This window comes from Streptomyces sp. NPDC041200, from assembly GCF_055591805.1.
On sequence record NZ_JBVIZF010000057.1, the window covers coordinates 1 to 25,622 of the forward strand.

Below are 25,622 nucleotides of genomic sequence, written 5' to 3' on the forward strand. Positions count from 1 at the left end.
CCGGTGATGTCCTCCAGGTGGCCGCGGGCGGCCTCGGCGTAGCCCTTGGGGGCGTTGAGGCCGGTGCCGATCGCGGTCGCCCCGAGGTTGATCTCGTGCACCAGGCCGGAGGCCTCCAGCAGCCTGCTCTGGTCCTCCTCCAGCATCACGGCGTACGAGGAGAACTCCTGGCCGAGCGTCATCGGCACCGCGTCCTGGAGCTGGGTGCGGCCCATCTTCAGGATGTCGCGGAACTCCTCGGCCTTGGCGGCGAAGGCCAGCCGCAGCGTCTCCATGGCCGAGTGCAGCTCACGCACGGCGATGATCGTGGAGACGTTGACGGCGGTCGGGTAGACGTCGTTGGTGGACTGGCTGAGGTTGACGTCCTCGTTGGGGTGGAGGATGCCGTACTCGCCCTTTTCGTGGCCGAGGATCTCCAGGGCCCGGTTGGCGATGACCTCGTTGGCGTTCATGTTCGTCGAGGTGCCGGCGCCGCCCTGGATCACGTCCACGGTGAACTGGTCGTGCAGTTCACCGCGGCGTATCTCCTGGCAGGCCGCGGCGATGGCGTCGGCCTTGATCGAGGAGAGCAGGCCCAGGTCCTCGTTGGCGCGGGCCGCTGCCTCCTTGACGGCCGCCAGGGCGCTGATCAGGTGCGGGTAGGCGGCGATGGAGGTGCCGGTGATCGGGAAGTTCTCGCAGGCGCGCAGGGTGTGGATGCCCCAGTACGCGTCGGCGGGGACGTCGCGGTCACCGAGCAGGTCGTGTTCGCGGCGTGAGCCGGGGTCAGCGGTCATGGCTGTGCGGGGTTCCTTGAGTGAGGGTGGGACGGGCGGATCGGGCGGCCGGGCGGATCAGGCCGCGGGCAGGGCGAGGGCATCGGTGGCCTGGAGCCGGCCGACCGTGGAGTCGCCGCCGACGACCGGAGCGGTGGCGAACTCGGCGAGGACGTCGGCCCCTATGCCGCAGTGGGCGAGGGCAGCCGCCGCCACCGGCATCCGGGCGCGGTCGGCACCGTCGGCGATCTTGACGACGACGGCCCGGCCGTCGGACAGCCCGGCCAGCTGCACGCCCTCGAAGCCGTCCTTGGCCAGCAGCCCGGGGACCTTGCGCATCAGCCGGGCGACGTCCCGGTCGTCGCCGGACGCCATCTCGGGGTAGGCCCGCATGGCGTCCGCGACCCGGCCCTCCGGGGTGTCCGGGGCGGCCGAGGCGATGGCCGCGCCGGCGCGGGCGAGGCCGAGCGGGGAGACGGAGAACAGCGGCGCGCCGCAGCCGTCGATGGTCACTTGGGCGACGCGCTGTCCGGTCAGCTCCTCCACGGTCTCGGCGATGACCTGCTGCAGCGGGTGGGCCGGGTCGAGGTAGTCCTCCAGCGACCAGCCGCGCAGCTTCGCCGTGTACAGCATCGCGGCGTGCTTGCCGGAGCAGTTCTGGGCCAGCCGGGAGGGCTTGCGGTCGGCCCGCAGCCACGCCTCGCGCATGGCGGAGCCGTACGGAAGGTCGGGGGTGTTGCGCAGCTCGTCCTCGGTGAGACCGGCCTCGTCCAGGATGCGCCGGGCCCCGGCCAGATGGGTGTCCTGGCCGGAGTGGCTGGCGGCGGTGAGCGAGAGCAGCGCGCCGTCCAGCGGCAGCCCGGCGCGCAGCAGCGCGACGGCCTGTACGGGCTTGAGCGCGGAGCGCGGGTAGAACGCGGCGTCGATGTCGCCGGTCTGGAACGCGACCTTGCCGTCGGCGGCCAGCACGACCACCGACCCATGGTGCACTCCCTCGATCACACCGGCGCGGACGACATGGGCGACCGGCACATGGCGGGGTTCGCGGATGACGGGGGGCTCGGCCGGGGTGGGGCGAGCGTCGTCGGTGTGCGGCCGGGGGGTGTGGTTCATGGTGGTGGTGTTGCTCCGGTCGTCGGGGTGGTTCACGGGGTGGTTCAGCAGCCTGGTCCGGGGTGGTTTCCCGGCCGGGCGGGTCTATTCCTTGGTCAGCGACGCGCCGTCGCGGGCGCCCGGTCGGCTCTTGATGCAGAACCAGCCGACGACCAGCGCCAGCGCGATCCCCGGGACCGCCATGACGGTGATCCGGCTGGCCCCGCCGTCGGCCCACATCAGGACCACGACGGAGGCGAGGAAGCCGAGGGTGACGATCTCGGTGTACGGCGAGCCGGGGAGCCGGTAGCCGGGCCGGGTGAGGCGTCCCTCCTTGGCGCGGCGCCAGAAGAGCAGATGACAGATCATGATCATCCCCCAGGTGGAGAGGATGCCGAGCGCCGCGAAGTTGAGCACGATCTCGAAGGCCTCGCTGGGGACGACGTAGTTGAGGCCGACGCCCAGCACACAGACCCCGGAGGTGAGCAGGATGCCGCCGTACGGGACCTGGGTGCGGCTCATCGCGCCGGTGAACTTGGGCGCGGAGCCCGACATGGCCATCGAGCGCAGGATCCGGCCGGTGGAGTAGAGGCCGGAGTTGAGGCTGGACATCGCGGCGGTGAGGACGACGAGGTTCATCACGCCGCCCGCCGCGGGCACGCCGAGTTTGGAGAGCACGGTGACGAACGGGCTCTGGCCGCCGGAGTAGGAGTCGGACGGCATCAGCATCGAGAGCAGCACCACGGAGCCGACGTAGAAGACGGCGACGCGCCACATGATGGAGTTGATCGCCTTGGGCATGACCTTCTCCGGCTCCAGGGTCTCGCCCGCGGTGACGCCGACGAGTTCGACCGAGGCGTAGGCGAAGACGACGCCCTGGACGACCAGCAGCATGGGCAGCGCGCCGTGCGGGAACAGCCCGCCGTGCTCGGTGATCAGGCTGGGACCGGTCGCGTGGCCGTCCACCGGCTGGCGGCTGACCAGCAGGAAGATGCCGATGGCCATGAAGAGGACGAGCGCGCTGACCTTGATGATCGCGAACCAGAACTCCAGCTCACCGAAGATCTTCACGGATATGAGGTTCACCGCGAGTACGACGGCGAGCGCGATCAGCGCGATCACCCACTGCGGGACGTCGGTGAACATGCCCCAGTAGTGGGTGTACGTCGCGACGGCGGTGATGTCGGCGATGCCGGTGGTGGACCAGTTGAGGAAGTACATCCAGCCCGCGACGTAGGCGCCCTTCTCGCCGAGGAACTCCCGGGCGTAGGAGACGAACGCGCCCGAGGACGGCCGGTGCAGCACCAGCTCGCCGAGCGCCCGCACCACCAGGAAGGCGAAGAGGCCGCAGACCGCGTATGCCAGGGCCAGCGAGGGCCCGGCGTCCTTCAGGCGCCCTCCGGCGCCGAGGAACAGCCCGGTGCCGATGGCACCGCCGATGGCGATCATGTTCACATGCCGGGCCTTGAGGGACTTGCTGTAGCCGGCGTCACCGGCGTCGACATGCTGGGGCTGATCGGGCCCTTCGCCGTGGCGTTCTTCCTGCCGGAGGGACTGCTCGCTCACGCCTGCTGTCCGCCTTCCGTTGGTATGCATCACACGCCGTCCGCCGAAGCGGGGCGCACGATGGAGGTCAGGGTGGTCTCGACCCGTTCGAGGTGGTGGGTCATCGCCGCCACCGCGTCGTGTTCGGACCCGTCGGCGAGCGCCTCGACGATCGCCCGGTGTTCACGGTTGGACTGCTCCCGGCGGCCGCCGAGTTCGTTGAGGAACGCCGACTGCCGTGCGAGGGCATCGCGGATCTCCTCGATGACCCTGCGGAAGACCGGGTTCTGCGCCGCCTGGGCGACGGCGAGATGGAACGTGGTGTCCATCGCCACCCAGGCGGTGGTGTCGGTCTCCCTCTCCATCCGGTCCAGCAGATGGGAGAGGTGGTCGAGGTCCTCGGCGGAGCGGCGCAGCGCCGCGTAGCCCGCGACGGGGATCTCGATGTGCCGACGCACCTCCAGCAGGTCGCTCGCGGCGTAGTCCCCGAAGGTGGGGTCCTCCACCGGACCGCTGGAGATGACGAACGTGCCCTTGCCGGTGCGCGAGGCGGTGAGCCCCATGGTCTGCAGGGCCCGCAGGGCCTCGCGGAGCACCGGGCGGCTCACCTCCAGACGACGGCACAGCTCGGCCTCGGAGGGGAGTTTGTCCCCCACCGCGTAGTCGCCGCGCTCGATGGCGCCACGAAGATGGCTGAGGACCGCTTCCATGGCACTCACGCGACGAGGAAACGATTCAGCGCCTGTCTGGCTGTCTGACAAGTTCACCCGAGGATCCTCAGCTGTGCGCCAAAGCGTTGTCAAGGCTTCTGATGCGGCGAATGATTCAGCCGCGTGGCGAATGAATCCAGCCAGCCGATGCCCCTTTTGCCCATATATGGACTTTTCGCCTCCTAGGTCGGAGACTGCGATTGAGGGGCTGCTGAGAGGGCTGCTGATGGCCGCACGCGCACGCACTGCGACGAGAACGCGGATCACGGCAGTCGACACCCATGACATCCGCTTTCCCACCTCGCGCTGGCTCCATGGCTCGGACGCCAGCCACCCCGACCCGGACTACTCGGTCGCGTACGTGATCGTCCGCACCGACGCCGGGGACGGGCTGGAGGGGCACGGCTTCTGCTTCACCATCGGCCGTGGCAACGAGGTCGAGGTCGCGGCCATCGACGCGCTGCGCCCCGGGCTGGTCGGCGCCGAGCTGCCCGGCCTGCCCGGCGGTCTGACCGCCGGTCTGGCCGACGTCTACCGGGCGCTCGCCGACGACGGGCAGCTGCGCTGGCTGGGCCCGGAGAAGGGCGTCACCCACATGGCCGTCGCGGCGGTGATGAACGCCCTGTGGGACCTCACCGCCAAACGGGCCGGAAAGCCGCTGTGGAAGCTGCTGTCCGATCTGACCCCGGAGGAACTGGTCGCCCTGGCCGACTTCCGCTACCTCGCCGACGCGCTGACCCCCGACGCCGCCCTGCGGATCCTGCGCCGCGCCGCCCCCGGCAAGGCCGGGCGCGAGGCCCGGCTGCGGGCCGAGGGCTACCCGGCATACCTCACCTCCTGCGGCTGGCTCGGCTACGACGACGACCGGCTCGCCCGCACCGCGCGGGCGGCCGTCGCCGACGGCTTCACCCAGATCAAGCTCAAGGTCGGCGCCGACCCCGGCGACGACCTCCGGCGCTGCCGGATCGCCCGCGAGGCCATCGGCCCGGACATCCGGCTGGCGCTCGACGCCAACCAGCGCTGGGAGGTCGGCGAGGCGGTCGAGCGGACCCGGGCGCTGGCCCGGTTCGACCCGTACTGGATCGAGGAGCCGACCAGTCCGGACGAGATCATCGGGCTGGCCGCGATCCGTCGCGCCGTCGCACCCGTGAAGGTCGCGGCGGGCGAGCACGCCGCGAACCGGGTCATCTTCAAGCAGCTGCTGCAGGCGGGCGCGCTCGATGTGCTCCAGCTGGACGCCTGCCGGGTCGGTGGCGTCAACGAAAACCTCGCGATCCTGCTGCTGGCAGCGGAGTTCGGGGTGCCGGTGTGGCCGCATGCGGGCGGTGCGGGGCTGTGCGAACTGGTCCGGCACCTGGCCATGTTCGACTACGTCGCGGTCTCGGGAACCCGGCGGGACCGGGCCGTCGAATACACCGACCATTTGCACGAGCACTTCCTCGACCCGGCGATCGTCACCGCGGGCCGCTACCAGGCCCCCACCGCGCCCGGCTTCAGCTCGGCCCTGCGTCCCGAGGCGCTGCGGGCGTATGCGTACCCGGGCGGGGCGGCCTGGACTTAGGGGGTGCCTTGTCCCCTACCCGCCCCTCCCCGAACCAGGGTGCTCCGCCCCCTGCCCCCCGAACGCCCTCCGGGCGTGTCCTCAAGCGCCGGACGGGCTGGTTTTCCAGCCCGCCCGGCGATCGAGAACCAGGCCCGGGGCGGCGCACCCGCACCCCCAGCCCGTCCGGCGTTTGAGGACCGGGGGGCGGGGCGGAGCCCCGGGGCGGGGAGGGGCGGGCAGGGGACCCGGTGGCGCGGTCGCGCGGCGTGGTTCGCCGGGTGTGCGGGCCCGGCGGTCGTATGGTCACAGCCGGGGAGGTCTTCGCCAGCCGTTCCGCGACCTGGAGCCGGGAGCACGATGCGCACGACGCGCCACCGCCTCGCCACCGCCGCCGTGGCCCTCGTGCTGGTCTGCGGCCCGGCCACCGCGGGCTGTTCGGAAGGGTCCAAGGGCGAGCGGCGGGTCGGCGTCGTGGTGCCGTTCCTCACCTCGCCGTTCTGGGAGGCGTACGACCGCGACATCCCGCGGCAGGCCGCCGAGGTCGGCGTCCGGGTGCTGCCGACGGTGAACTCGAACAACGACGCGAGCCGCCAGGTCGGCGACATCCGCAATCTGCTCGCCCAGAAGATCGACGGCCTGGTCGTCTCCCCCATCGACTCCGCCGCCATCGTCACCGGCCTGAGGGCCGCGCAGCGTCGCGGCGTCCCGGTCGTGGCCGTCGACGTGGCCCCCGACCGGGGCAAGGTGGCGATCGTGGTGCGGGCCGACAACCGGGCGTACGGCGAGAAGGCGTGCCGGAGCCTCGGGCGGGCCGTACGGGGGCGCGGCAAGGTGGTGCAGATCGAGGGCGATCTGGCGTCGGTCAACGGCCGCGACCGCACGGCCTCGTTCAACCAGTGCATGCGGCGCCACTACCCGCACATCCGGATCCTCGACATCCCCGCCGGATGGCAGGCGGACAAGGCGGCGGCCGGACTGGAGGCGCTCTACAGCGCCAATCGGAACATCAAGGGCATCTACCTGCAGGCTGGGGGCGTGTACCTCGCGCCCACGCTGCGTACGCTGCAGCGCCACCGGGCGCTGCACCCGGCGGGCCACCGGGGCCATATCGCGATCGTCTCCAACGACGGGATCCCGCAGGAGCTGGACGCCATCCGCAAGGGGTGGATCGACGCGACCGTCTCGCAGCCCACCGATCTGTACGCCCGGTACGCCATGGTCTACATCAAGCAGGCGATGGCCGGGAGGCCGTTCCGGAAAGGGCGGACCGGTCACGGCAGCCGCATCGTCGAGGTGCGCGAGGGCATCCTGGAGGATCAGCTTCCGGCCCCGCTGGTGACCCGGGCCAATGTGAACGACCCCGCGCTGTGGGGCAACCGCTGATGACCGCCGAGGGGACGACCACCGGAGGGCCACCGCTGTGCGAGGCGCGCGGGATCACCAAGCGGTACGGGCCGACGGTGGCCCTGCGGGACGCGGGGATCACCGTACGGGCGGGCGAGACGCACGCCCTGGTCGGACGCAACGGCGCGGGCAAGTCCACGCTGGTGGCCGTGGTCACCGGGCTGGAGCGGCCGGACGCGGGCACGGTGTGGTTCGAGGGCGAGCCCGCCCCCGCCGCCGCGGACCGGGCGGCCTGGCAGCGCCGCGTGGCCTGCGTCTACCAGCAGTCCATGATCATCAACGAGCTGACGGTGGCGGAGAACCTGTTCCTGGGCCATCAGCCGGTCCTCCCCCGCACCTCGGTGATCAGCTGGCGGCGGACCCGCCGCCGGGCCCGCGCGCTGCTGGACGCCTGGGGCGTCCCCGTACACGAGGGCGCGCGGGCCGGGGATCTGAGCGTCGAGGACGCCAAGATGGTGGAGATCGCGCGGGCGCTCTCCCGGGGCACCCGCTTCGTCATCCTGGACGAGCCCACGGCGCAGCTCGACAGCCGGGCGACGGCGCGGCTGTTCACACGGATGCGGCGGCTCCAGGACGCCGGGGTCACGTTCCTGCACATCTCGCACCATCTGCGCGAGGTGTACGAGGTCTGCCAGGCCGTCACCGTCTTCCGGGACGCCCGCCAGATCGTCACCGCGCCGGTCGGCGAGCTGCCCACCCGGGCCCTGATCGAGGAGATGACCGGCGAACCGGCCGCCCCCGCCCGGCCCGGCGCACCGCGCCCGCCCGTCCTCGGGGGCGAGGTGGCGGTGCGGGTCGAGCGGCTGAGCGGCACGTACTTCCACGACGTCAGCCTCACCATCGGGGCCGGTGAGGTGGTGGGGCTGGCCGGGCTCGCGGGCTCCGGCAGCCATCAGCTCGGCGAGGCGCTGGCCGGGCTGCACCGGCCGACCGCCGGACGGATCGAGGTCTTCGGCCGTCCGCTGCGGCTCGGCAGCGTCACCGCGGCGCTCGCCGCCGGGGTCGGCTGTCTGCCGCGCGACCGGCGCGCGCAGGGGCTGGTCCCGCAGCTGTCGGTGGCCGACAACATCACGCTGCCCATCGGCGACCGGCTCGGCCCCCGCGGGCTGATCCGGCCGTCCGTGCGGGACGCGGTGGCCCGCCGCGCCATCGAACGGCTCGGCATCACCACCCGGGGCCCGGCCCAGCGGGTGACCGCGCTGTCCGGCGGCAATCAGCAGAAGGCCGTCATGGCCCGGGCGCTGGCCACGGATCCCCGGGTGCTGGTGCTGATCGATCCGACGGCGGGGGTGGACGTACGGTCCCAGCGCGATCTGCTGGAGACCGCGCTGCGGGCCCGGGCCGAGGGGCGCGCGGTGCTGATCGTCTCCGATCAGCTGGGGGATCTGCGGGCCTGTGACCGGGTGCTGGTGATGGCGGGCGGCTTCGTCACCGTCACCCACCGGGCGGGCTGGACGGACCGGGAACTCGTCGCCTCGATCGAAGGGGTCACCCTCGGCCATGAATGACGACGCCTATGAACGGCCTCAGCCATGAATGACCTCGCCGCGCCGCAGGCAACCCGCGCCCGGCGCCTCGTCCCGGTCCGGATCCGCGATCTGGCCCTGCTGCCCGCCGTCGTCCTGCTGCTGGTCATCGGCGCGGTCAGCAACCCCGACTTCCTCGACCGGGACAACCTGGTGAACATCCTGGGGGCGTCCTCGGCGCTCGGGCTGCTGGTGCTCGCCGAGGCGATGATCCTGATCAGCGGCCGGATGGACCTCTCCCTGGAGTCGATCGCGGGCCTGGCCCCCGCCCTCGGCTTCCTGGTCGTCATCCCGGCCGCCTCCGCGGGCTTCGGCACCGAGCTGCCCACCTGGGTCGGGCTGCCACTCATCCCGCTGGCGGGGGCGGCCATCGGGGCGGTGAACGGCGCGCTGATCGTGGGGCTCGGACTCAACGGGTTCATCGTGACCCTGGCGATGAACATCGTGCTGCGCGGCGTCCTCATCGGCCTGGTCTCCGGCAAGACGCTGTTCGACGCGCCGGACGCCTTCTTCGCGCTCGGCTCGCGGGAGTGGCTGGGGGTCCCGGTCTCGGTGTGGGTGACCGCGCTGTGCTTCGCGCTGGCCGGGTTCGTCCTGCGCTACCACCGGCTCGGCCGCGCGGTCTACGCGATCGGCGGCAACGCCCCCGCCGCCCGGGCGGCGGGCATCCGCACCGCACGGGTCGGCTGGACGGTGCTGGTGGCCGGCGGGGCGCTGGCGGGGCTGGCCGGTCTGGTCATCGCGGGGCGGGTCGGCGCGGTGGGCGCCAACCAGGGCAGCGGTCTGATCTTCACGGTGTTCGCGGCCGCGGTGATCGGCGGCATCAGTCTCCGCGGTGGCCGGGGCTCCCTGCTCGGCGCGCTGCTGGGCACCCTGTTGCTGGGCATGCTGGAGAACCTGCTCACGCTGGCCCAGGTGTCGTCCTTCTGGATCCAGGCGATCTACGGCGGGATCATCCTGCTCGCACTGGTCGTCGCACGGCTGACGACCGGGGAGGCCCAGGAGTCATAGTATTAAGGGAAATGTCTCCGCAGATGGGACGGGTGCAATGGCCATCCCCGAGGGACTCGCGCCGACCGAAGCGCATGTTCCGTTCGACATGGCCGATGCGGCGACGGCCCTGCTCGATGCCACGGGGACCATCGTCGGCTGGACCACGGCGGCGGAGCGGCTGCTGGGCTATCCGGCGCCGGAGGTGCTGAAGCGGCCCGCCGTGATGCTGCTGGCCGCGCGGGAGGACGCCGCGAAGGCGCTGTCCATCGCCGAGCAGTGCGGTGAGCACGGCGGCTGGGGCGGGCTGCTGGAGGTCCGGCACCAGGACGGCCACCGGCTCGCGGTCGGACTGCGGGTCTCCCCGGTCACCGGGATGAGCGACCGCACCTGCTGGCTGATCTCGGCGATCGACGTGGCGACGATCCCGACCTGGGCGGTCAGCGGATCGCTGCTCCAGGCGTTCCTGACCCGCTCCCCCATCGGCATGGCCGTGCTCAGCCCGGACCTGCGGTACGTCTGGATGAACGACACCCTGGAGCGCTACGGCGGCGTCCCGCGCGACCAGCGGCTGGGCCGCCGGATGGCGGACTCGCTGCCGGGCCTGGACACCGAGGCGCTCGAGGCGAAGATGCGCCAGGTGCTGGAGAGCGGCGTCCCGGTGATCGACTACGAGTACCGCGGCTGGACCATGGCCGAGCCGCACCACGAGCACGCGTACTCGACCTCCTTCTTCCGCCTCGACAACGCGGACGGCCATCCGGTCGGCGTCTGCTACATGGGCATCGACGTCACCGACCGCTGGCGGGCCCGGGAGCGGCTGGCCCTGCTCAGCGAGGCCAGCGAGCACATCGGCAGCACCCTGGACGTGATGCGCACCGCGCAGGAACTGGCCGAGTTCGCGGTGCCCCGGCTCGCCGACTTCGTCACCGTCGACCTGCTGGACTCCGTCCTGCGCGGCGAGGAGCCCTCGGGACAGCGGACCCGGGCCCTCCCCCCGTTCCGGCGGGCGGGCCAGGCCTCCATCAACGAGGGCTGCCCGGAGTCCATCGCGAGCCCCGGGGACCCGGTCGCCATCTCCCCGGCGTCGCCGTTCGCGTGCAGCTTCCTGGAGGGAGAGGCGATCCTCGACCCGGAGCTGGACGCCTCGCTGGACGCGTGGACCGGCGACGACCCGGCCCGGACGCGGAAGGTCCACGAGTTCGGGATGCGCTCCCTGATGGTGGTCCCGATCTGTGCGCGCGGCACCATCCTGGGCGTGGCCTCGTTCGTCCGCACCCGGCATCCGGACCCCTTCGAGCCGGACGATCTGGTCCTCGCCGAGGAGCTGGTGACGCGGGCCGCGCTGTGCGTGGACAACGCCCGCCGCTACAGCCGCGAGCACACCGCGGCCCTCGCGCTGCAGCGCAGTCTGCTGCCGCACGACCTGTCCGGCGGCCAGGCCCTGGAGGTGGCCTCGCGCTATCTGCCCACCGACGCGCGCAACGGGGTCGGCGGCGACTGGTTCGACGTCATCCCGCTGTCCGGGGCCCGGGTGGCGCTGGTGGTCGGGGACGTGGTCGGGCACGGCATCACCGCGGCGGCCACCATGGGGCGGCTGCGCACCGCCGTGCACACGCTCGCCGACATGGATCTGCCACCCGAGGAGCTGCTGGCCCACCTGGACGACCTGGTCATCCGGCTCACCGAGGAGGAGTCGGGGCAGGAGGGGGTGGGCGCGGCGGTGCTGGGCGCCACCTGTCTGTACGCGGTGTACGACCCGGTCACCCGGCGGTGCACGATGGCCCGGGCCGGGCATCCCCCGCCCGCGGTGGTGGACCCCGGCGGCGTGGTCTCCTACCCGCCGCTGCCCGCCGGTCCCCCGCTGGGGCTCGGTTCGCTGCCGTTCGAGTCGGCGGAGCTGGAGCTGCCCACGGGCAGTCTGATCGCGCTGTTCACGGACGGTCTCATCGAGACCTGCGACCAGGACATCGACGTCGGGCTCGGGCGGCTGAGCAACGCCCTGGCCCAGCCCGGACTGCCGCTGGAGGAGCTGTGCTCGACGGTCGTCGACGCCCTGCTGACCCGTCCGCAGTCGGACGACGTGGCGCTGCTGCTGGCCCGTACGAACGCGCTGGGCGCCGGGCACGTCGTCTCCTGGGACCTGCCCTCCGACCCGGCCGTGGTCGCCAACGCCCGCTCGCTCGCCGTCCACCAGCTCGCCGAATGGGGTCTGGAGGAGCTGGTGATGACGACCGAGCTGATCGTCAGCGAGCTGGTCACCAACGCCATACGGCACGGCACCGGTCCCATCCGGCTGCGGCTGATCCGGCATGACGTGCTGATCTGCGAGGTCGCGGACGCCAGCAACACCTCGCCGCGGCTGCGCCACGCCCGGACCACCGACGAGGGCGGCCGCGGACTGTTCCTCGTCGCGCAGTTGACCCGCCGCTGGGGCACCCGCTACGCCGAGGGCGGCAAGCTCATCTGGGCCGAACAAGACCTTCCGGGCGCGGCATGAGGCACGCTCCGGCGCGTCCCCGCCCTATCCATGATCGGTTTACTCGCGCACACTGGTCCCATGCCAACGGGAGGGGGGCATCCGGCGTGCGTGGAGGGGTCGGCGAGGGGGACCGGTGGAGGCGGCGGCTCGCCTCCCGGTGGGTGCGCGGCGGGGCCGCGGTGGTCGCGGGGGCGCTGCCCGCGCTGGCGTTTCCCGCGCCGTCGCTGTGGTGGTTCGCGTACGTCGCCCTGGTGCCCTGGCTGCTGCTGATCCGCTCGGCGCCCACGCCGCGGCGGGCGGCGTACGACGGCTGGCTGGGCGGGGCCGGGTTCCTGCTCGCGGCGCACCACTGGCTGATGCCGAGCCTGCATGTGTTCATCGTGCTGCTGGCGCTGCTGCTGGGGGCGCTGTGGGTGCCGTTCGGCGCGGTGACGCACCGGCTGCTGCACGGCCGGCCGGGGCCCGGCCGGGCGGGCGCCGCGCTGGTGGTGCTGCCGTCCGCGTGGCTGCTGGCCGAGCTGGTCCGGTCCTGGCAGTACCTGGGCGGGCCGTGGGCGCTGCTGGGGGCGAGCCAGTGGCAGGTTCCCGCGGCGCTGCGGGTGGTGTCGGTGGGCGGGGTGTGGCTGGTCGGCTTCCTGCTGGTCCTGGTGAACGTGGCGCTCACCGTGCTGATCGCGCTGCCCCGGGCCCGTACCGTCGCGGTGGCCGGGATCACCACGTGCGGTGCGGCGGCGGCCGGGGTGTGGGCGTGGGCGCCGGTGCCGCAGGAGTCCGGGACCGCGCGGATCGCGGTGGTGCAGCCCGGGGTGATCAAGGGTCCGGAGCCGCGTCTTGAACGCAGTGTCGAGCTGACCCGGCAGCTGGCCGCCCGCCATCCGGACCTCGTGGTGTGGGGCGAGTCCAGCGTCGGCACGGATCTCGGCGACCGGCCGGAGCTGGGGCGGCGGCTGGGCGCGCTGTCCCGTTCGGTGGGCGCGGATCTGCTGGTCAACGTGGACGCGCGGCGCAGCGATCTGCCGGGCATCTACAAGAGTTCGGTGCTGATCGGGCCGGACGGTCCGACCGGCGACCGCTACGACAAGATGCGGCTGGTGCCGTTCGGCGAATACGTTCCGGCGCGGGGGCTGCTGGGCTGGGTCACCTCGGTGGGCAAGGCGGCCGGTGAGGACCGGCATCGCGGCACGAAGCAGGTGGTGATGCGGCTGCCGGGGGGCCTGCGGATCGGGCCGGAGGTCTGCTTCGAGTCGGCGTTCCCGGACATGAGCCGCAATCTGGCGCGGCGCGGGGCGCGGCTGCTGGTCGTCCAGTCGGCGACCTCGACCTTCCAGCAGAGCTGGGCGCCCGAGCAGCACGCCACACTGGCCGCGCTGCGCGCCGCGGAGACCTGGCGGCCGATGGTGCACGCGACGCTGACCGGCACGAGCGCGGTCTTCGGCCCGCGCGGCGAGCCCGTGGGCGAGCGCATGGGTACGGACACCAGCGCGGCGGAGGTCTACTCGGTGGCGCTGGCCAAGGGCACCAGCCCGTATGTCCGGACCGGGCCCTGGACGGTGTACGCGGCGCTGGCCGTGCTGGCGGTGTGCGGGGCGACGGAGGCGGTCCGGGGGGTCAGGCGCCGTTCACCGCGTCGCTGATCACCCGCTCGCACAGTTCATGGGTGCGCAGCGCGTCCGAGGCATCGAGCCGCCTGCCGGTGCGCACGGCGTCCAGGAAGGCGTCGGTGATCTGCTCGATGCCGCGCTGCCGGGCGACCGGCACCCAGTCGCCTCGGCGGCGCACGCTCGGCTGCCCCTTGTGGTCCGTGATCTCGGCGAGGTTGGTGACCTGCCGCTTGGTGTCCTGCCCCGAGACTTCGAGGACCTCCTCGGTGGAGCCGCTCATCCGGTTCATCACGCCGAGCGCGGTGAACCCGTCGCCGGACAGCTGGAGGACGACGTGGTGCAGCAGCCCGTCGCGGAGCCTGGTCCGCACGTCGATGTGGTCGACCGGGCCGGGGGCGAGGAAGCGCAGGGTGTCGACGACGTGGATGAAGTCGTCCAGCACGAGGGTGCGCGGGTTCTCGGGGAGGCCGACGCGGTTCTTCTGCATCAGGATCAGATCGCGCGGATGGTCACGGCACTGCGCGTACCCGGGGGCGTAGCGCCGGTTGAAGCCGACCATCAGGCTCACCCCGCGGTCCTCGGCCAGCCGCACCAGCCGCTCGCTCTGCCCGAGTTCGTAGGCGAGGGGCTTGTCGACGTACGTGGGCACCCCGGCGTCCAGGAGCCGGGTGACGAGCCCGGCGTGCTCGGCGGTCGGGGCGTGCACGAACGCGGCGTCCAGGTCCGCCGCGAGCAGCGAGTCGAGGCGGGTGTGGCGCTGGGCCTGCGGCACGCGGTGGGTGTCGGCGACCCGCTGGAGGGTGGCGGGGGTGCGGGTGTGCAGATGGGGTTCAAGACCGGGCCGCGCCATGAGCACGGGCAGATAGGCCTTCTGTGCGATGTCGCCGAGACCGATGCAGCCGACCCTCACGATGCCTCCTGGTGTTCGGTGGCCGTGTCCACCCTATGCGGCGGCAGTGAGCCCGCCGACTCCGGCACCGGTGACCACCGCACGGGGTTGCTCCATGATTCCTCCCGTTTCACTACAGGTGTAGTGACGCTGAGGCTACTACACCTGTAGTTATGGACGGTAGGTTGGTCGTATGACCGCTGCTCACACCCCCGCCCGCTCCCCCGCGCCGGGCGGATCCCGCGCCGAGCTGATCGCCGACACCGCCCTCGCCCTGCTGGCCGAGCGCGGTATGCGCGGGCTGACACACCGCGCGGTGGACGAGGCGGCCGGGCTCCCCCCGGGCTCGACGTCGAACCACGCCCGCACCCGCGCCGCCCTGCTCAAGGCGGCCGTCCGGCGGCTGGCCGAGCGGGAGGCGCAGGTGCTGGGGCCCGGCGAGATGCCCCACCCGGGCGACGCCGCGCTCCACGGCGGGGACGCCGATCCGCTCCCCGCGCTGGCCGACGCGCTCGCCCTCGCGCTGCACCGCTCGCTCACCCAAGCGCCCGAGCTGCTGATCGCGCGGTACGAACTGGCGCTGGAGGCGACGCGCCGCCCCGAGCTGCGGGAGTTCTACGACGCGACGGGACGTGGCTTCCGTGAACCACTGGAGGCCCTGATGGCCGCCGTGGGCTCCGCCGAACCACGGCGGCACGCCCAGTCGCTGGTCGCCTGGTGCGAAGGGCAGATGTTCAGCTGCGCGGCCGGGGCCGACCATGCCGCCGTCCCCCAACGCGCGGCGCTGCGCGCCGGGTTCGAGGAGCTGCTGCGCGGGATGCTGGACCGATAATCCGTAGCGCGGCATACGGCCCGGTCGTCATGATGCTCGCCATGACGACTGCCGAACGCCGCGAAGCGCCCCGCACCGCCGATGAACGCACCAGCCTGGAGGGGTGGCTGGACTTCCACCGCGCGACCCTGGCCCTCAAGTGCGAAGGGCTCGACGACAAGCAACTCCGCGAGGTCTCCGCGCCGCCGTCCGGGCTCACCCTGCTCGGGCTCGTCCGGCACATGGCCGAGGTCGAGCGCGGCTGGTTCCGGCGGGTGCTGGACGGTCAGGACGCACCGCCCATCTGGTACAGCGAGGAGGATCAGGACGGCGACTTCCGGGTCACCGAAGCGGACACCGGCGAGGCCGCCTTCGCGATCTGGCGGGACGAGATCGCCGAGGCCCGCGCGGCCGCCGCGCGCCACTCCCTGGACGACGTCGTCACCCGCCGCGACCACGGCCACCGGGAGTACAACCTGCGCTGGATCTACCTCCACATGATCGAGGAGTACGCCCGCCACAACGGCCACGCCGACCTCATCCGCGAGCGTGTCGACGGCGCCACGGGCGACTAGTCCTCAAGCGGCCCGTCAGAGCGCGAGCCGTTGTCCCAGCCGGGCGATCGCGGCCCGCACCCGGTCGCCGTACGGATCGTCGCCCAGCGTGCCCGCGCTCGCCCGGGCCAGCGCCAGCTGGCCGCGCGCCGCCGCCTCCTGGCCGAGCTTCGCGTAGTCGGCGGCCAGGTTGAGGTGGAGGGCCGGGTAGAGGGCGCGCAGGGCGGGGGCGGCGGTGCGGGCGCCGGGCCGGTCCGCCGCGGCCAGGGCCAGCAGGTCCCACAGCAGCTCGTCGGCCGGATCGTCCTGGGTGTCGGCGAGGTAGTGGGCGAGGGCGCAGCGGTGGAACGGGTCGCCGTCGCCCTCGATCTCCCGCCACAGCGCGGCGAGCCGGTTGCGCGCCTCCTCGCGGTCACCGCCCCGGTGCAGCATGACCGCCTGCCCGATCCGGGTCAGCACGGCCTCGTCCTCCGGCGCCTCCCGCCGTACGTCGCCCATCCGGTCCTCCCGCCTGCGCACCCCGCCGGTACCTGCGGCCGACGGTAGCCGGGGAGCCGTACGACGCCCGTCAGGCGGGCCCATCGGGTCAGTCCGGCGGCCCGTACCGCTCGGCCAGTTCGGTGACGGCGCGGGCGACGGCGGCCCGCAGCTCGGGCGGCCCCAGCACCTCGGCGTCGGTGCCCAGCCGCAGCATGTCGTGGACGGCGACGGGCAGCGACTCCACGGGCATCACCACCCGCGCCCTCCCCCGGTCGTCGGGCGGGCCCGCCCCGGCGGCCGCCACCGCGCCGACCGCGCCGAACTGCATCGGCAGCAGCCGCAAGCCCCGCTCGGTCAGGAGCAGTTCGGCCTCGCCCTGGAAGCGCATCGCCTCCAGGGCGCTCGCCGACTCCTGCCAGGAGGCGGCGAGATCGAACCCGGCGGGGCGCTCGAAGACCTCCGCGAGCACCTCGGCGGACAGGATCCGCGCCACCCGGTAGCTGCGGATGGTGTCCTCCACCCTGGCCACCAGGTACCAGATGCCGCCCTTGAGGACGAGGCCGAGCGCGTGCAGATCCCGGTGCACCTCGCCGCGCCAGCGGCGGTAGCGCACCCGCAGCACCCGGCTCCGCCATACGGCCTCGGCGGCCGCCGCGAGGTACGGCACCGGCTCGGCGTCCCGGAACCAGCCGGGCGCGTCGAGGTGGAAGCGCTCCTGGATGCGGCGGGACCGCTCGTCCAGCTCGGGCGGCAGCGCGGCCCGCAGCTTGAGCTGGGCGGTGGTGAGGTCCGCGCCGAGACCCAGTTCGGCGGCCGGGCCGGGCATTCCGGCGAGGAAGAGCGAATCGGCCTCGTCGCCGGTGAGCCCGGTCAGCCGGGTGCGGTAGCCGTCCAGCAGCCGGTAGCCGCCCGCCGGACCGCGGTCGGCGTACACCGGCACGCCGGACGCGCTCAGCGCGTCGATGTCGCGGTAGACGGTACGGACCGACACCTCCAGCTCCGCGGCGATCTCCGGCGCGGTCATCCGGCCCCGGTTCTGCAGCAGAAGGAGCAGGGAGAGCAGGCGGTCGGCACGCATACGGTCCATTGTGGCGCCGTACCTGACAGAAGGTGTCAGGTACGGCGGGCAGAGTCCTCTTCACCGGCGCGCCCACCAGCGCACGGCCTGATCGAAAGGACCCGCCATGACAGGACCCGCCATGACCGCGCACGCCACCGGTACGTTCACCTTCACCGACTGGCAGGAGAAGCCGGTCGGGGAGGCCGAGGGCGGGGCGAAGCTCGCCCACGCCACCGTCACCAACGGCTACTCGGGCGCGCTTGAGGCGTCCGGCACCGCCTGCCAGTACGCCATCGTCTACCTCCCCGACAAGACCGGCGGCTTCTCGGGCCATGAGCTGGTGGACGGACTTCTCGACGGCCGCCGGGGCAGCTTCGTCCTCGCCCAGCACGGCACCTTCGGCGAGGACTCCACCGTGACCTGCGCCTTCGAGGTGGTGCCGGGCTCGGGCACCGGCGAGCTGGCCGGGCTCACCGGTGCAGGCTCGTTCACCGCCCCGCCGGGCGTCAAGGCCGTCTCCTACACCTTCGACTACGCGCTGGGCTGAGCCGGTCCGAGGTCCGGGATCCGCCAGTCGATCGGCGTGTGCCCCTGGGCCTTCACCGCCTCGTCGATCTGGGTGAAGGGGCGCGAGCCGAAGAACTTCTTCGCCGACAGCGGCGAGGGGTGCGCCCCCTTCACCACCGCGTGCCGCTCCTCGTCGATCAGCGGCAGCTTCTTCTGGGCGTAGTTCCCCCACAGGACGAAGACGGCCGGGTCGGGGCGGGCGGCCACCGCGCGGATCACCGCGTCGGTGAACTTCTCCCACCCCTTGCTCTTGTGGGAGTTGGCCTCGCCGCCCCGGACCGTCAGCACCGCGTTGAGCAGCAGCACGCCCTGCCGGGCCCACGGCATCAGATAGCCGTTGTCCGGGACAGGGTGGCCCAGCTCGTCCCTCATCTCCTTGTAGATGTTCCGCAGCGACGGCGGCGTCTTGACGCCCGGCCGCACCGAGAAGCACAGCCCGTGCCCCTGGCCCTCGCCGTGGTACGGGTCCTGCCCGAGGACCAGCACCTTCACCTGGTCGTACGGCGTGGCCTCCAGGGCGGCGAAGACCTCCTCGCGCGGCGGATACACCGGACCCCTGGCCCGCTCCTCCTCGACGAACTCGGTGAGCTCCTTGAAATAGGGCTTCTCCAGCTCCTCGCCGAGGACACCGCGCCAGGACTCGGGCAGCACGTAGGCCACGTCAACAACCTCCGGTCGTGTTCCGTTTACGGGCACGAACCTACCGGCGGCCACCGACAGCGCCGCCCGGCGGGGCGGCGCTGATCCGCAGCGGTGGCGGTGACGTTGACGGTGCCGTCAGCCGACGCCCGCGTTGAGGAAGACACCGCCGTCCACGACGAGCGTCTGCCCGGTGATCCACGCGGCCTGTTCGGAGGTGAGGAACGCGGCCGCGCCCCCGATGTCCTCCGGTACGCCGAGCCGCCCGAGCGGATACGCCGCGGCCGCCTCCGCCTCCCGCCCCTCGTACAGGGCGGTGGCGAACTTGGTCTTCACCACCGCGGGGGCGATCGCGTTGACCCGCACGCCCGGCGCGAACTCATGGGCGAGCTGCGCCGTGAGGTTGATCATCGCGGCCTTGGACACGCCGTACGCGGCGATGAACGGTGAGGGCGTCATCCCGGCGACCGAGGAGATGTTGACGATCGCGCCGCCGTTCTCCTTCTGCCACGCCTTCCAGGTCTGCTGGGCGAAGCCGAGCGCCGAGACGACGTTGGTCTCGAAGACCTTGCGTATCACCGCGAGGTCGAGATCGGCGATGGGCGAGTACACCGGGTTCGTACCGGCGTTGTTGACGAGGTAGTCGACGCGCCCGAACGCTTCCATCGCGCGCTCGACGGCGGCCGCCTGGTGCGCCTCGTCATGGGCCTTGCCGGGGACGCCGATCACCCGGTCGGCACCCAGTCGTTCGACGGCCTCCTTGAGGGCGTCCTCGTTGCGGCCGGTGATGCACACCCGGTCGCCGCGCGCCACCATGGCCTCGGCGATGCCGTAGCCGATACCGCGGCTGGCCCCGGTGACGAGCGCGGCCTTGCCGCTGTCCGATGCGATCTCTTTGGTCATGGGATTCGTCAAACTCCTGATCAGTTGAGCGGGCCGCCGGCCACGTACATCACCTGGCCGGAGACGAACCCGGCCGCGTCCCCGGTGAAGAACGCGACGGCGTTCGCGATGTCGTCCGGCTGCCCGACGCGCTGCACCGGGATCTGGCTCGCGGCCGCCTTCTGGAAGTCCTCGAAGCCCATGCCGACGCGCTCGGCGGTCGCGGCGGTCATGTCGGTGGCGATGAAACCGGGCGCCACGGCATTGGCGGTGACGCCGAACTTGCCCAGCTCGATGGCGAGGGTCTTGGTGAAGCCCTGCATACCGGCCTTGGCGGCGGAGTAGTTGACCTGACCGCGGTTGCCGAGCGCCGAGCTGCTGGAGAGGTTGACGATCCGTCCGAACCCGGCGTCCACCATGTGCTTCTGACAGGCGCGGGACATCAGGAACGCGCCCCGCAGATGCACGTTCATCACGGTGTCCCAGTCGGCCTCGCTCATCTTGAAGAGCAGGTTGTCGCGGAGCACACCGGCGTTGTTCACCAGGATCGTCGGCGCGCCCAGCTCTTCGGCGACCCGCGCCACCGCGGCCTCCACCTGCTGCGCGTCGGATACGTCGCAGCCCACGGCGATGGCCTTGCCGCCCGCCGCGGTGATCTTCTCCACGGCGCTCGCGCAGGACGCCTCGTCGATGTCGAGCACGGCGACGGCGCGGCCCTCCTCGGCCAGCCGCGCGGCGGTCGCCGCGCCGATACCGCGGGCCCCGCCCGTCACGATGGCGACACGCTGCTCGTTGGTGGACATGCGGGTTCTCCTCGCCTCGGGTGGCGGCTCACCGTCCCGGCCTCCGGGGGTGAGCAACCGCTTAGTCGCTTCTGCGAACGAGACGCTATGAGGCCCGCCGCCCACTGTCAACGACCCGCCGCGATGCCCTTGCTCACCCTCGCCCGTCAGCGCACCAGCAGGTCGAGCAGCCGCTCGACCTCCGCCTCCGCGTCCGTGGTCAACCCGGTGTGCACCGGCCCCGGCTGGACGACCGTCGAGCGCGGCGCGACCAGCCAGCGGAACCGCCGCCCCGGGTCGTCCCCGGCCGCCTGACCGGCCTGCTCTCCCCCGCGGCAGACGCCCTCCACGGCGTGCAGCGCGGCCCGTACGCCCGTCACGTCCGCCGACGGGTCGAGCGCGAGCAGCCGGGTCTCGTCCAGATGGGTGCGGGCCGCGACGAACGATGTCGCGCGGCAGTACACGACGACGCCCGCGTTGATCAGCTCACCGCGCTCCACCCGGGGCACGACCCGCACCAGCGCGTACTCGAACACATCCCGGCCATGGTGCAGCCCGCTCACTTCGCTGCCTTTCCGTCGACCCATACGCGCAGCCAGTCGGGAGCCTTCGACGGCCCGTCACCGGAGCGCTCCCCGAGCGTGATCATTTCACCGACCACCGCGGCCCGCTCCAGCAGCACGCGCACATAAGCGCGGCGCACCGCGTCCGGGCTGTCGAAGCCGGGCTCGTCCGTCAGCCACTCGTCGGGGATGTCGGCGGTGACCTCGGTCAGCAGCTCCTCGGTGACCCGCGGCGCGAGCGCGGCCGCGGCCGCCGCCACATCCGGGGCGAACGGGGCGAGCACATGGTCGGAGGCGTCGTACGGCTTGGTGGCGGCCGCGTCCAGACCGCGCCAGCCGTGGTGCCAGATCATGGTGGCGCCGTGGTCGATGAGCCACAGCCTGCCGTGCCACACCAGCAGATTGGGGTTGCGCCAGGACCGGTCCACATTCCCGATGAGCGCGTCGAACCACACCACCTCCCCGGCCTCCGCCGCGCCCACCTCGAAGGCCAGCGGGTCGAAGCCGAGCGAGCCGGGCAGATAGTCCATCCCCAGGTTGAGCCCGCCACTTGCCTTGAGCAGCGCCTGCACCTCCTCGTCCGGCTCGCCCAGCCCGATCACCGGATCGAGCCGCATCCGCACCAGCTCCGGCACCCGCAACCCCAGACGGCGGCCCAGCTGTCCGCAGATGACCTCGGCGACGAGGGTCTTCCGGCCCTGGCCCGCGCCGGTGAATTTCATGACATAGGTGCCGAGATCGTCGGCCTCGACGATGCCGGGTAGCGACCCGCCCTCGCGCAAGGGCGTGACATAGCGGGTCGCGATGACTTCGGTCAACATTTTCCCAGGCTATCCAACTTGCTGGCCTTACAATTCACGATCGACTCCGGGCGCACACAAGCCGGGGAATCCGCCCCGATAAGGATGCCCGCGTTGTTCACCAGGACGTCGAGTGATCAGTGTGATGCTCATGCGCATCCTCACCGGGGTCCCCATGTTGATGAGACGCGCGGCCAGCCGGTCACCATCGAGGAGCGGTTCCTTGAGTTCCCAGTGGAGGTCCGGACATGAGGGCACCTTTCCGTGGGCGGCTCCGGACCGGGGCCACCGGTCACGGGAGCAGCAGCAGTTTCCCGGTGGTCGTACGCGACTCGATGTCCGCGTGAGCCCTTGCCGCCTCCGCCAGCGGGTAGCGGCCACCGATCCGAACGACCAGCTCGCCCCTTTCGGCGAGCGCGAACATCTCGGCCGTGCGGGCCGCGAATTCTTCGGGGGTGCGAATGTGATCCTCGGTCACGGGATAAGTGAGGCGGGCGCCACGGGGGATGTCGTTCATCGCGATGGCCGGCACGTCCCCGATCAGCGGCCCGTAGAACACCAGCGTGCCGTGCGTGCGCAGCACCCGCAGCGACGCGGCGAACGTGGTCGCGCCCGCACCGTCGAAGACCACATGCACACCCTCGCCGCCGGTCAGTTCGCGCACCGGCTCGACGAACGCGTCACCGGAGGAGACCAGGACGTGGTCGGCGCCCGCGTCAGCGGCGAACTCGGCCTTCTCCGGTCGGGACACGAGGCCGATCACGGTGCCGCCGCGGGCCTTGATGATCTGGGTGAGCATCATCCCTACCCCGCCCGCGGCCGCGTGCACGAGCGCGATGTCGCCCGGCCGCACCGGGTGGGACACGGTGGCGAAGTGGTGTGCGGACAGTCCCTGCACGAGTAAGCCCGCGGCCGTCTCGTCGTCGACGGCGCCGGGCACCGGGACGGCCGGGAACAGCTCCTTCTCGCGGTTGCCGAACTTGAAGCCCAGCGAGTGTTCGACGGCCAGCAGCCGCACCTGAGCGAACTCACCTCGCGCGCGGCCTGGGAGGCGTGACGCGACCTCATCGTCACGCGCTACCGCGACCAAGGGCTCCACTGCCCGCTCGGGGTGCTGATCGCCGACGTAGGCCGGTACAGCCCGGCCGCGCAGGCCGTCACGGCGCAACTGGTGCGACGATGGCAAGCGTCCGTCCGAGCTGGCATCGAGGCCACGCAAGCGGCCGGTGAGGCCAACCCGGCACTCGACGCCGATCACACAGCAGCGGCCGTGATCGCCACCATCCAGGGCGGTGTCACCGTCCTGCTCTCCACCGGCTCCGCGGAACATCTGGAGGCCGGGCTGAACCTCTGCCTCGACCACCTGCTGTCGTAGCCCCGCACCTGTCCGTGCCGACACCCGTGCTGACCGCCTGCCCGAGTCGGCCTGGCACCGGCACAGCGCCGACCAAGACGCCAAGGGCCGCGCCGGACTACTCGCCCAGCACGGCGGTCGCGAGGGCGTGCTTGAGCCAGGCCTCATAGTCGTCGTAGGACCAGCCAGCGTCCGCGACAAGGGCGTCATGGACACCGGCACTCAGCAGGGCCACCGCGATGTCGGCGGCACGCGGGTCGATGGTGTGGCCCGCGGTGCGGATGCGGTCGATGATCATTTCGACGCCGAGCCGGTGACGTCGCCCGGCTTCGTTCTGCGTGGCCGCGATGTCGGGGTCGACCGCGGCGCCTGAACCGAGGACGGTGACGATGTCACCGCAGCGTTCCCTGACTTGACGGCTGACTTTGGCCAACATGCCCAGCAGTTCACCCGAGTCCGTCATGCCCTCCGAGGCTGCCATCAGATCGGGGATACCGGCCTCGTCGTCCAGCAGGTCGACGAGGCCGGTGAGCACACCGGCCTTTGAACCGAAGTGGGCGTAGATGGTCTGCGGCGCGACGCCGGCCTCGTGGGCGATGAGGCGGATCGGCGTACGGGCGTAGCCGCGCTCGGCGAACAGACCGCGTGCCGCGTCAAGGATCGCGCGGAGCGTCAGCGCCTCACGCCTGTCGCGCAACCGGACGATGCCGGGCAGGTCGGGTGGCATGTATGCTCCAACTAGAACGTCGTTCCAAGTAGTAGATCGAAGATCTAAGTTAGCAGGGGTGAAGACGCCATGCCCATTTCCATGCCTGTCGACGAGATGCTCGCCGGGATGACGCGCGCCTGGAACAACGGTGACGGGGCCGCCTGGGCCGCGCACTTCGCGGAGGACGCGGACTTCGTCGACGTGGTGGGACGCGTCCAGCGCGGCCGGGACGTGATCGCCACGGAGCATCAGAAGATCTTCGACACCGTCTATCAGGGCAGCCGGCTCGCGATCCGGTGTCTCGACAGCCGTCAACTCGCGGACGGCGTCCTGCTCGTACACACCGTCTCGACCCTGCGGGTTCCCGAAGGACCGCGAGCGGGAGAGTGGCACGCGATCCAGACGAAGATCGTGCGGGACGGAAGGATCCTGGCGTTCCACAACACCGGGCGGATGGACCTGGCGGACTTCGTGAAAGACGACGAGGACTTGGCTCGCCAGGCTCCGCAGGAGTGGCGGCGACGGGACTCCTAGGGGGGTCCGCAAAGTCCCGTTGGGCCCGCGACGTCTGGCACGCTCCCCCAGCTACCGCTGGGAGGTGCCCCCCTGGCGCCGCGGGCGAGGCGACCACCGTCGCCGTGACGGCCGCACTCCAGGAGCTGGGCGTCGATTGCGATCGTCTGCGGGATGCCCGAGCCGCGCCCGGGACCGCCTTGAAATTCAACCCAGCGTGTTCATCAGGGCGGTGACATAGGCATCCAGCCGCTCCTCCACAGCTCGCGTCGTCAGCTCTGTCCGCCCTACCTCCCGCCACGGCTGTGACACCGCCCGCACTTCTTCTGAGCATGCCAGCGCGTCCCGCACCAGCCAGTACAGCCGCTCGCCCGCGGCTGCGGCCAGCACCCCGCCGGCTTCCTCATACGCCTCAGCGAATCGCAGACCCCACGCCGGCCCGTGCAGCAGCGCGAGATTGACGGAGCAGTGCGCCACATCGAGATCCGCAGGGCCCCAGGAGGTCGCTGCCCAGTCGACGACGCCGGTGATCCGGGCACCTGCCGGCCGTGAGGGCGGCAGGTCGAACAGCACGTTGCCGGGCTGGAAATCCCGGTGCAGGAAACGCCCTTCATAGGGCGGCACGGGCTTGCGGATCACGTCGATCGCCGCGGCCCATCTCGCCGCGTCGGCGCCCTTCGGAATCACGACGGTGTCGGCGGTCGTCCACGCGACATACCCCCGGGGCCGCTCGGCGGGTCGCACCGCGTGGATCGCGACGAGTTGACGGGCCAGCAGAGGGACGCGCGTCTCCAATCCCTCATCGTCGAGGACCGCCCGGCCCGCCAGATGTGTCATAAGGAGCGCTGGATACTCGCAGTGCGCGGCGGTCACATCCACCGCGACCAGTCCAGGAGCCGGGATGCCGGTCCCCGTGAGCAGGGTCAGGGCGTCAGCCTCCCTGCTCAGCCAGTCCTCCGCGTGCTCCACGTGGACGAAGGTCCGCAGCACCAGGTCACGAGTGCCTCCGTCGCGCGTGCCGATGGTCAGCCTTCGCATTTCAGCAGTGATACCGCCGTGCAGCACCTCGGTTCTGATGACCCGTTCGCCGACTTCCAGGTGCCGGCTTACCCAAGCCAATGTCAACGGCCGGACAGCCGCTGTCTCATCGTGGTTGGTCACCGTGCCACCTCATCGCTGTTCCGCCGCCGCTGGGCCAAGTCTTCCCCATCGCACCCAGCGACGCCTTCGACGCGGTGTTCTGGGCCCAGTGCCGCGAGGCGGCCCCCTTACTGACCATTTCAGAATGACCGGCGTCGGCACGCTGCCGTGCTACACGCCGTCGTCGAGGGCGTACAGGTCTCGGCTGCGTGGCAGGCCTGCAACCAGGTC

The 25,622-nt window shown here is 71.9% G+C and carries 26 protein-coding genes; 11 read left to right on the forward strand and 15 right to left on the reverse strand.

The annotated features are described in order from the left end of the window. From ACZ6CL_RS40315 to ACZ6CL_RS40330, 4 genes are all read right to left on the reverse strand, one after another. A partial coding sequence (locus tag ACZ6CL_RS40315) for a lyase family protein (protein ID WP_468945901.1) occupies positions 1-776 on the reverse strand: 776 nt, incomplete at its 3' end. Positions 777-833: 57 nt separating this feature from the next. Next, positions 834-1,868: an asparaginase gene (locus ACZ6CL_RS40320; protein WP_468945952.1), complete on the reverse strand. Its 1,035-nt coding sequence runs from the start codon at positions 1,866-1,868 to the stop codon at positions 834-836. 84 nt (positions 1,869-1,952) lie between these two features. Next, positions 1,953-3,413 carry an amino acid permease gene (locus tag ACZ6CL_RS40325; RefSeq protein WP_468945903.1) on the reverse strand — a complete coding sequence of 487 codons (1,461 nt, stop codon included), beginning with the start codon at positions 3,411-3,413 and terminating at the stop codon, positions 1,953-1,955. Positions 3,414-3,442: 29 nt separating this feature from the next. Further along, on the reverse strand, positions 3,443-4,102 hold the full coding sequence (locus ACZ6CL_RS40330; RefSeq protein ID WP_468945955.1) for a FadR/GntR family transcriptional regulator: 660 nt from the start codon (positions 4,100-4,102) through the stop codon (positions 3,443-3,445). 226 nt (positions 4,103-4,328) lie between these two features. On the opposite strand from ACZ6CL_RS40330, the gene ACZ6CL_RS40335 reads away from it, so the two are divergent. From ACZ6CL_RS40335 to lnt, 6 genes are all read left to right on the forward strand, one after another. After that, a complete protein-coding gene (locus ACZ6CL_RS40335) occupies positions 4,329-5,663 on the forward strand; it encodes an enolase C-terminal domain-like protein (protein ID WP_468945905.1) in 1,335 nt (444 codons plus the stop codon). Between the two features lie 339 nt (positions 5,664-6,002). Beyond that, positions 6,003-7,028, forward strand: a complete 1,026-nt coding sequence (locus ACZ6CL_RS40340) for a sugar ABC transporter substrate-binding protein (protein WP_468945907.1) — start codon at positions 6,003-6,005, stop codon at positions 7,026-7,028. Beyond that, on the forward strand, positions 7,028-8,557 hold the full coding sequence (locus tag ACZ6CL_RS40345; protein WP_468945909.1) for a sugar ABC transporter ATP-binding protein: 1,530 nt from the start codon (positions 7,028-7,030) through the stop codon (positions 8,555-8,557). Before ACZ6CL_RS40340 ends, ACZ6CL_RS40345 begins: the two co-directional genes overlap by 1 nt. Positions 8,558-8,581: 24 nt before the next feature. After that, positions 8,582-9,586 carry an ABC transporter permease gene (locus ACZ6CL_RS40350; RefSeq protein ID WP_468945912.1) on the forward strand — a complete coding sequence of 335 codons (1,005 nt, stop codon included), beginning with the start codon at positions 8,582-8,584 and terminating at the stop codon, positions 9,584-9,586. Between the two features lie 37 nt (positions 9,587-9,623). Continuing rightward, positions 9,624-12,065 (forward strand): SpoIIE family protein phosphatase, encoded by a 2,442-nt coding sequence (locus tag ACZ6CL_RS40355; RefSeq protein WP_468945914.1) that lies wholly within the window; start codon positions 9,624-9,626, stop codon positions 12,063-12,065. 86 nt (positions 12,066-12,151) lie between these two features. Then, a complete protein-coding gene (lnt, locus tag ACZ6CL_RS40360; RefSeq protein ID WP_468945917.1) occupies positions 12,152-13,681 on the forward strand; it encodes an apolipoprotein N-acyltransferase in 1,530 nt (509 codons plus the stop codon). Here lnt and ACZ6CL_RS40365 read toward each other — a convergent pair. After that, positions 13,656-14,558, reverse strand: a complete 903-nt coding sequence (locus tag ACZ6CL_RS40365; RefSeq protein ID WP_468945920.1) for a Gfo/Idh/MocA family protein — start codon at positions 14,556-14,558, stop codon at positions 13,656-13,658. The genes lnt and ACZ6CL_RS40365 overlap by 26 nt on opposite strands. A gap of 172 nt (positions 14,559-14,730) precedes the next feature. Between ACZ6CL_RS40365 and ACZ6CL_RS40370 the strand changes: the two genes are divergently transcribed. Together ACZ6CL_RS40370 and ACZ6CL_RS40375 are read left to right on the forward strand one after the other, a co-directional pair. Next, on the forward strand, positions 14,731-15,369 hold the full coding sequence (locus tag ACZ6CL_RS40370) for a TetR/AcrR family transcriptional regulator (RefSeq protein ID WP_468945923.1): 639 nt from the start codon (positions 14,731-14,733) through the stop codon (positions 15,367-15,369). A gap of 41 nt (positions 15,370-15,410) precedes the next feature. Next, positions 15,411-15,923, forward strand: a complete 513-nt coding sequence (locus tag ACZ6CL_RS40375; protein ID WP_468945925.1) for a DinB family protein — start codon at positions 15,411-15,413, stop codon at positions 15,921-15,923. Between the two features lie 15 nt (positions 15,924-15,938). Here ACZ6CL_RS40375 and ACZ6CL_RS40380 read toward each other — a convergent pair whose 3' ends face one another. Beyond that, positions 15,939-16,400 carry a hypothetical protein gene (locus ACZ6CL_RS40380; RefSeq protein ID WP_468945927.1) on the reverse strand — a complete coding sequence of 154 codons (462 nt, stop codon included), beginning with the start codon at positions 16,398-16,400 and terminating at the stop codon, positions 15,939-15,941. A gap of 88 nt (positions 16,401-16,488) precedes the next feature. Continuing rightward, positions 16,489-17,460: a helix-turn-helix transcriptional regulator gene (locus ACZ6CL_RS40385; RefSeq protein ID WP_468945929.1), complete on the reverse strand. Its 972-nt coding sequence runs from the start codon at positions 17,458-17,460 to the stop codon at positions 16,489-16,491. Positions 17,461-17,581: 121 nt separating this feature from the next. On the opposite strand from ACZ6CL_RS40385, the gene ACZ6CL_RS40390 reads away from it, so the two are divergent. Continuing rightward, positions 17,582-17,989: a DUF3224 domain-containing protein gene (locus ACZ6CL_RS40390; protein WP_468945956.1), complete on the forward strand. Its 408-nt coding sequence runs from the start codon at positions 17,582-17,584 to the stop codon at positions 17,987-17,989. On the opposite strand, the gene ACZ6CL_RS40395 is transcribed toward ACZ6CL_RS40390, so the two are convergent. The 6 genes from ACZ6CL_RS40395 to ACZ6CL_RS40420 form a co-directional block, all read right to left on the reverse strand. Continuing rightward, positions 17,974-18,669, reverse strand: coding sequence for a uracil-DNA glycosylase (locus ACZ6CL_RS40395; RefSeq protein WP_468945930.1), 696 nt, complete (start codon positions 18,667-18,669; stop codon positions 17,974-17,976). The genes ACZ6CL_RS40390 and ACZ6CL_RS40395 overlap by 16 nt on opposite strands. 117 nt (positions 18,670-18,786) lie before the next feature. After that, positions 18,787-19,551, reverse strand: a complete 765-nt coding sequence (locus ACZ6CL_RS40400) for an SDR family oxidoreductase (protein WP_468945933.1) — start codon at positions 19,549-19,551, stop codon at positions 18,787-18,789. A gap of 20 nt (positions 19,552-19,571) precedes the next feature. After that, entirely contained in the window at positions 19,572-20,333 is a 762-nt protein-coding gene (gene fabG, locus ACZ6CL_RS40405; protein ID WP_468945935.1) for a 3-oxoacyl-ACP reductase FabG, read from the reverse strand. Between the two features lie 146 nt (positions 20,334-20,479). Next, complete coding sequence (locus tag ACZ6CL_RS40410) at positions 20,480-20,875, reverse strand: DUF3037 domain-containing protein (protein WP_468945937.1); 396 nt, start codon at positions 20,873-20,875, stop codon at positions 20,480-20,482. After that, on the reverse strand, positions 20,872-21,696 hold the full coding sequence (locus tag ACZ6CL_RS40415; protein ID WP_468945940.1) for a HipA family kinase: 825 nt from the start codon (positions 21,694-21,696) through the stop codon (positions 20,872-20,874). Before ACZ6CL_RS40415 ends, ACZ6CL_RS40410 begins: the two co-directional genes overlap by 4 nt. A gap of 271 nt (positions 21,697-21,967) precedes the next feature. Next, positions 21,968-22,693 (reverse strand): zinc-binding dehydrogenase, encoded by a 726-nt coding sequence (locus ACZ6CL_RS40420; RefSeq protein ID WP_468945942.1) that lies wholly within the window; start codon positions 22,691-22,693, stop codon positions 21,968-21,970. A 48-nt stretch (positions 22,694-22,741) separates the two neighbouring features. On the opposite strand from ACZ6CL_RS40420, the gene ACZ6CL_RS40425 reads away from it, so the two are divergent. After that, entirely contained in the window at positions 22,742-23,050 is a 309-nt protein-coding gene (locus tag ACZ6CL_RS40425) for a TetR family transcriptional regulator C-terminal domain-containing protein (protein WP_468945958.1), read from the forward strand. A 97-nt stretch (positions 23,051-23,147) separates the two neighbouring features. On the opposite strand, the gene ACZ6CL_RS40430 is transcribed toward ACZ6CL_RS40425, so the two are convergent. Beyond that, positions 23,148-23,756 carry a TetR/AcrR family transcriptional regulator gene (locus ACZ6CL_RS40430; RefSeq protein WP_468945944.1) on the reverse strand — a complete coding sequence of 203 codons (609 nt, stop codon included), beginning with the start codon at positions 23,754-23,756 and terminating at the stop codon, positions 23,148-23,150. An 81-nt stretch (positions 23,757-23,837) separates the two neighbouring features. On the opposite strand from ACZ6CL_RS40430, the gene ACZ6CL_RS40435 reads away from it, so the two are divergent. Further along, entirely contained in the window at positions 23,838-24,272 is a 435-nt protein-coding gene (locus ACZ6CL_RS40435) for an SgcJ/EcaC family oxidoreductase (protein ID WP_468945947.1), read from the forward strand. A gap of 186 nt (positions 24,273-24,458) precedes the next feature. Here the strand turns inward: ACZ6CL_RS40435 and ACZ6CL_RS40440 are convergent, their stop codons facing one another. Then, complete coding sequence (locus ACZ6CL_RS40440; protein ID WP_468945950.1) at positions 24,459-25,412, reverse strand: phosphotransferase family protein; 954 nt, start codon at positions 25,410-25,412, stop codon at positions 24,459-24,461. Positions 25,413-25,622: the final 210 nt, after the last annotated feature.

What these genes read in the sequence shown, in the direction of transcription:
- ACZ6CL_RS40430 (WP_468945944.1), bottom strand. Translation starts at nt 23,756, where the DNA reads ATGCCACCCGACCTGCCCGGCATCGTCCGGTTGCGCGACAGGCGTGAG.
- ACZ6CL_RS40375 (WP_468945925.1), top strand. Translation starts at nt 15,411, where the DNA reads ATGACGACTGCCGAACGCCGCGAAGCGCCCCGCACCGCCGATGAACGC.
- ACZ6CL_RS40345 (WP_468945909.1), top strand. Translation starts at nt 7,028, where the DNA reads ATGACCGCCGAGGGGACGACCACCGGAGGGCCACCGCTGTGCGAGGCG.
- ACZ6CL_RS40340 (WP_468945907.1), top strand. Translation starts at nt 6,003, where the DNA reads ATGCGCACGACGCGCCACCGCCTCGCCACCGCCGCCGTGGCCCTCGTG.
- ACZ6CL_RS40370 (WP_468945923.1), top strand. Translation starts at nt 14,731, where the DNA reads ATGACCGCTGCTCACACCCCCGCCCGCTCCCCCGCGCCGGGCGGATCC.
- ACZ6CL_RS40335 (WP_468945905.1), top strand. Translation starts at nt 4,329, where the DNA reads ATGGCCGCACGCGCACGCACTGCGACGAGAACGCGGATCACGGCAGTC.
- ACZ6CL_RS40320 (WP_468945952.1), bottom strand. Translation starts at nt 1,868, where the DNA reads ATGAACCACACCCCCCGGCCGCACACCGACGACGCTCGCCCCACCCCG.
- ACZ6CL_RS40380 (WP_468945927.1), bottom strand. Translation starts at nt 16,400, where the DNA reads ATGGGCGACGTACGGCGGGAGGCGCCGGAGGACGAGGCCGTGCTGACC.
- ACZ6CL_RS40435 (WP_468945947.1), top strand. Translation starts at nt 23,838, where the DNA reads ATGCCTGTCGACGAGATGCTCGCCGGGATGACGCGCGCCTGGAACAAC.
- fabG (WP_468945935.1), bottom strand. Translation starts at nt 20,333, where the DNA reads ATGTCCACCAACGAGCAGCGTGTCGCCATCGTGACGGGCGGGGCCCGC.
- ACZ6CL_RS40385 (WP_468945929.1), bottom strand. Translation starts at nt 17,460, where the DNA reads ATGCGTGCCGACCGCCTGCTCTCCCTGCTCCTTCTGCTGCAGAACCGG.
- ACZ6CL_RS40415 (WP_468945940.1), bottom strand. Translation starts at nt 21,696, where the DNA reads ATGTTGACCGAAGTCATCGCGACCCGCTATGTCACGCCCTTGCGCGAG.
- ACZ6CL_RS40400 (WP_468945933.1), bottom strand. Translation starts at nt 19,551, where the DNA reads ATGACCAAAGAGATCGCATCGGACAGCGGCAAGGCCGCGCTCGTCACC.
- ACZ6CL_RS40350 (WP_468945912.1), top strand. Translation starts at nt 8,582, where the DNA reads ATGAATGACCTCGCCGCGCCGCAGGCAACCCGCGCCCGGCGCCTCGTC.
- ACZ6CL_RS40330 (WP_468945955.1), bottom strand. Translation starts at nt 4,102, where the DNA reads ATGGAAGCGGTCCTCAGCCATCTTCGTGGCGCCATCGAGCGCGGCGAC.
- ACZ6CL_RS40390 (WP_468945956.1), top strand. Translation starts at nt 17,582, where the DNA reads ATGACCGCGCACGCCACCGGTACGTTCACCTTCACCGACTGGCAGGAG.
- ACZ6CL_RS40355 (WP_468945914.1), top strand. Translation starts at nt 9,624, where the DNA reads ATGGCCATCCCCGAGGGACTCGCGCCGACCGAAGCGCATGTTCCGTTC.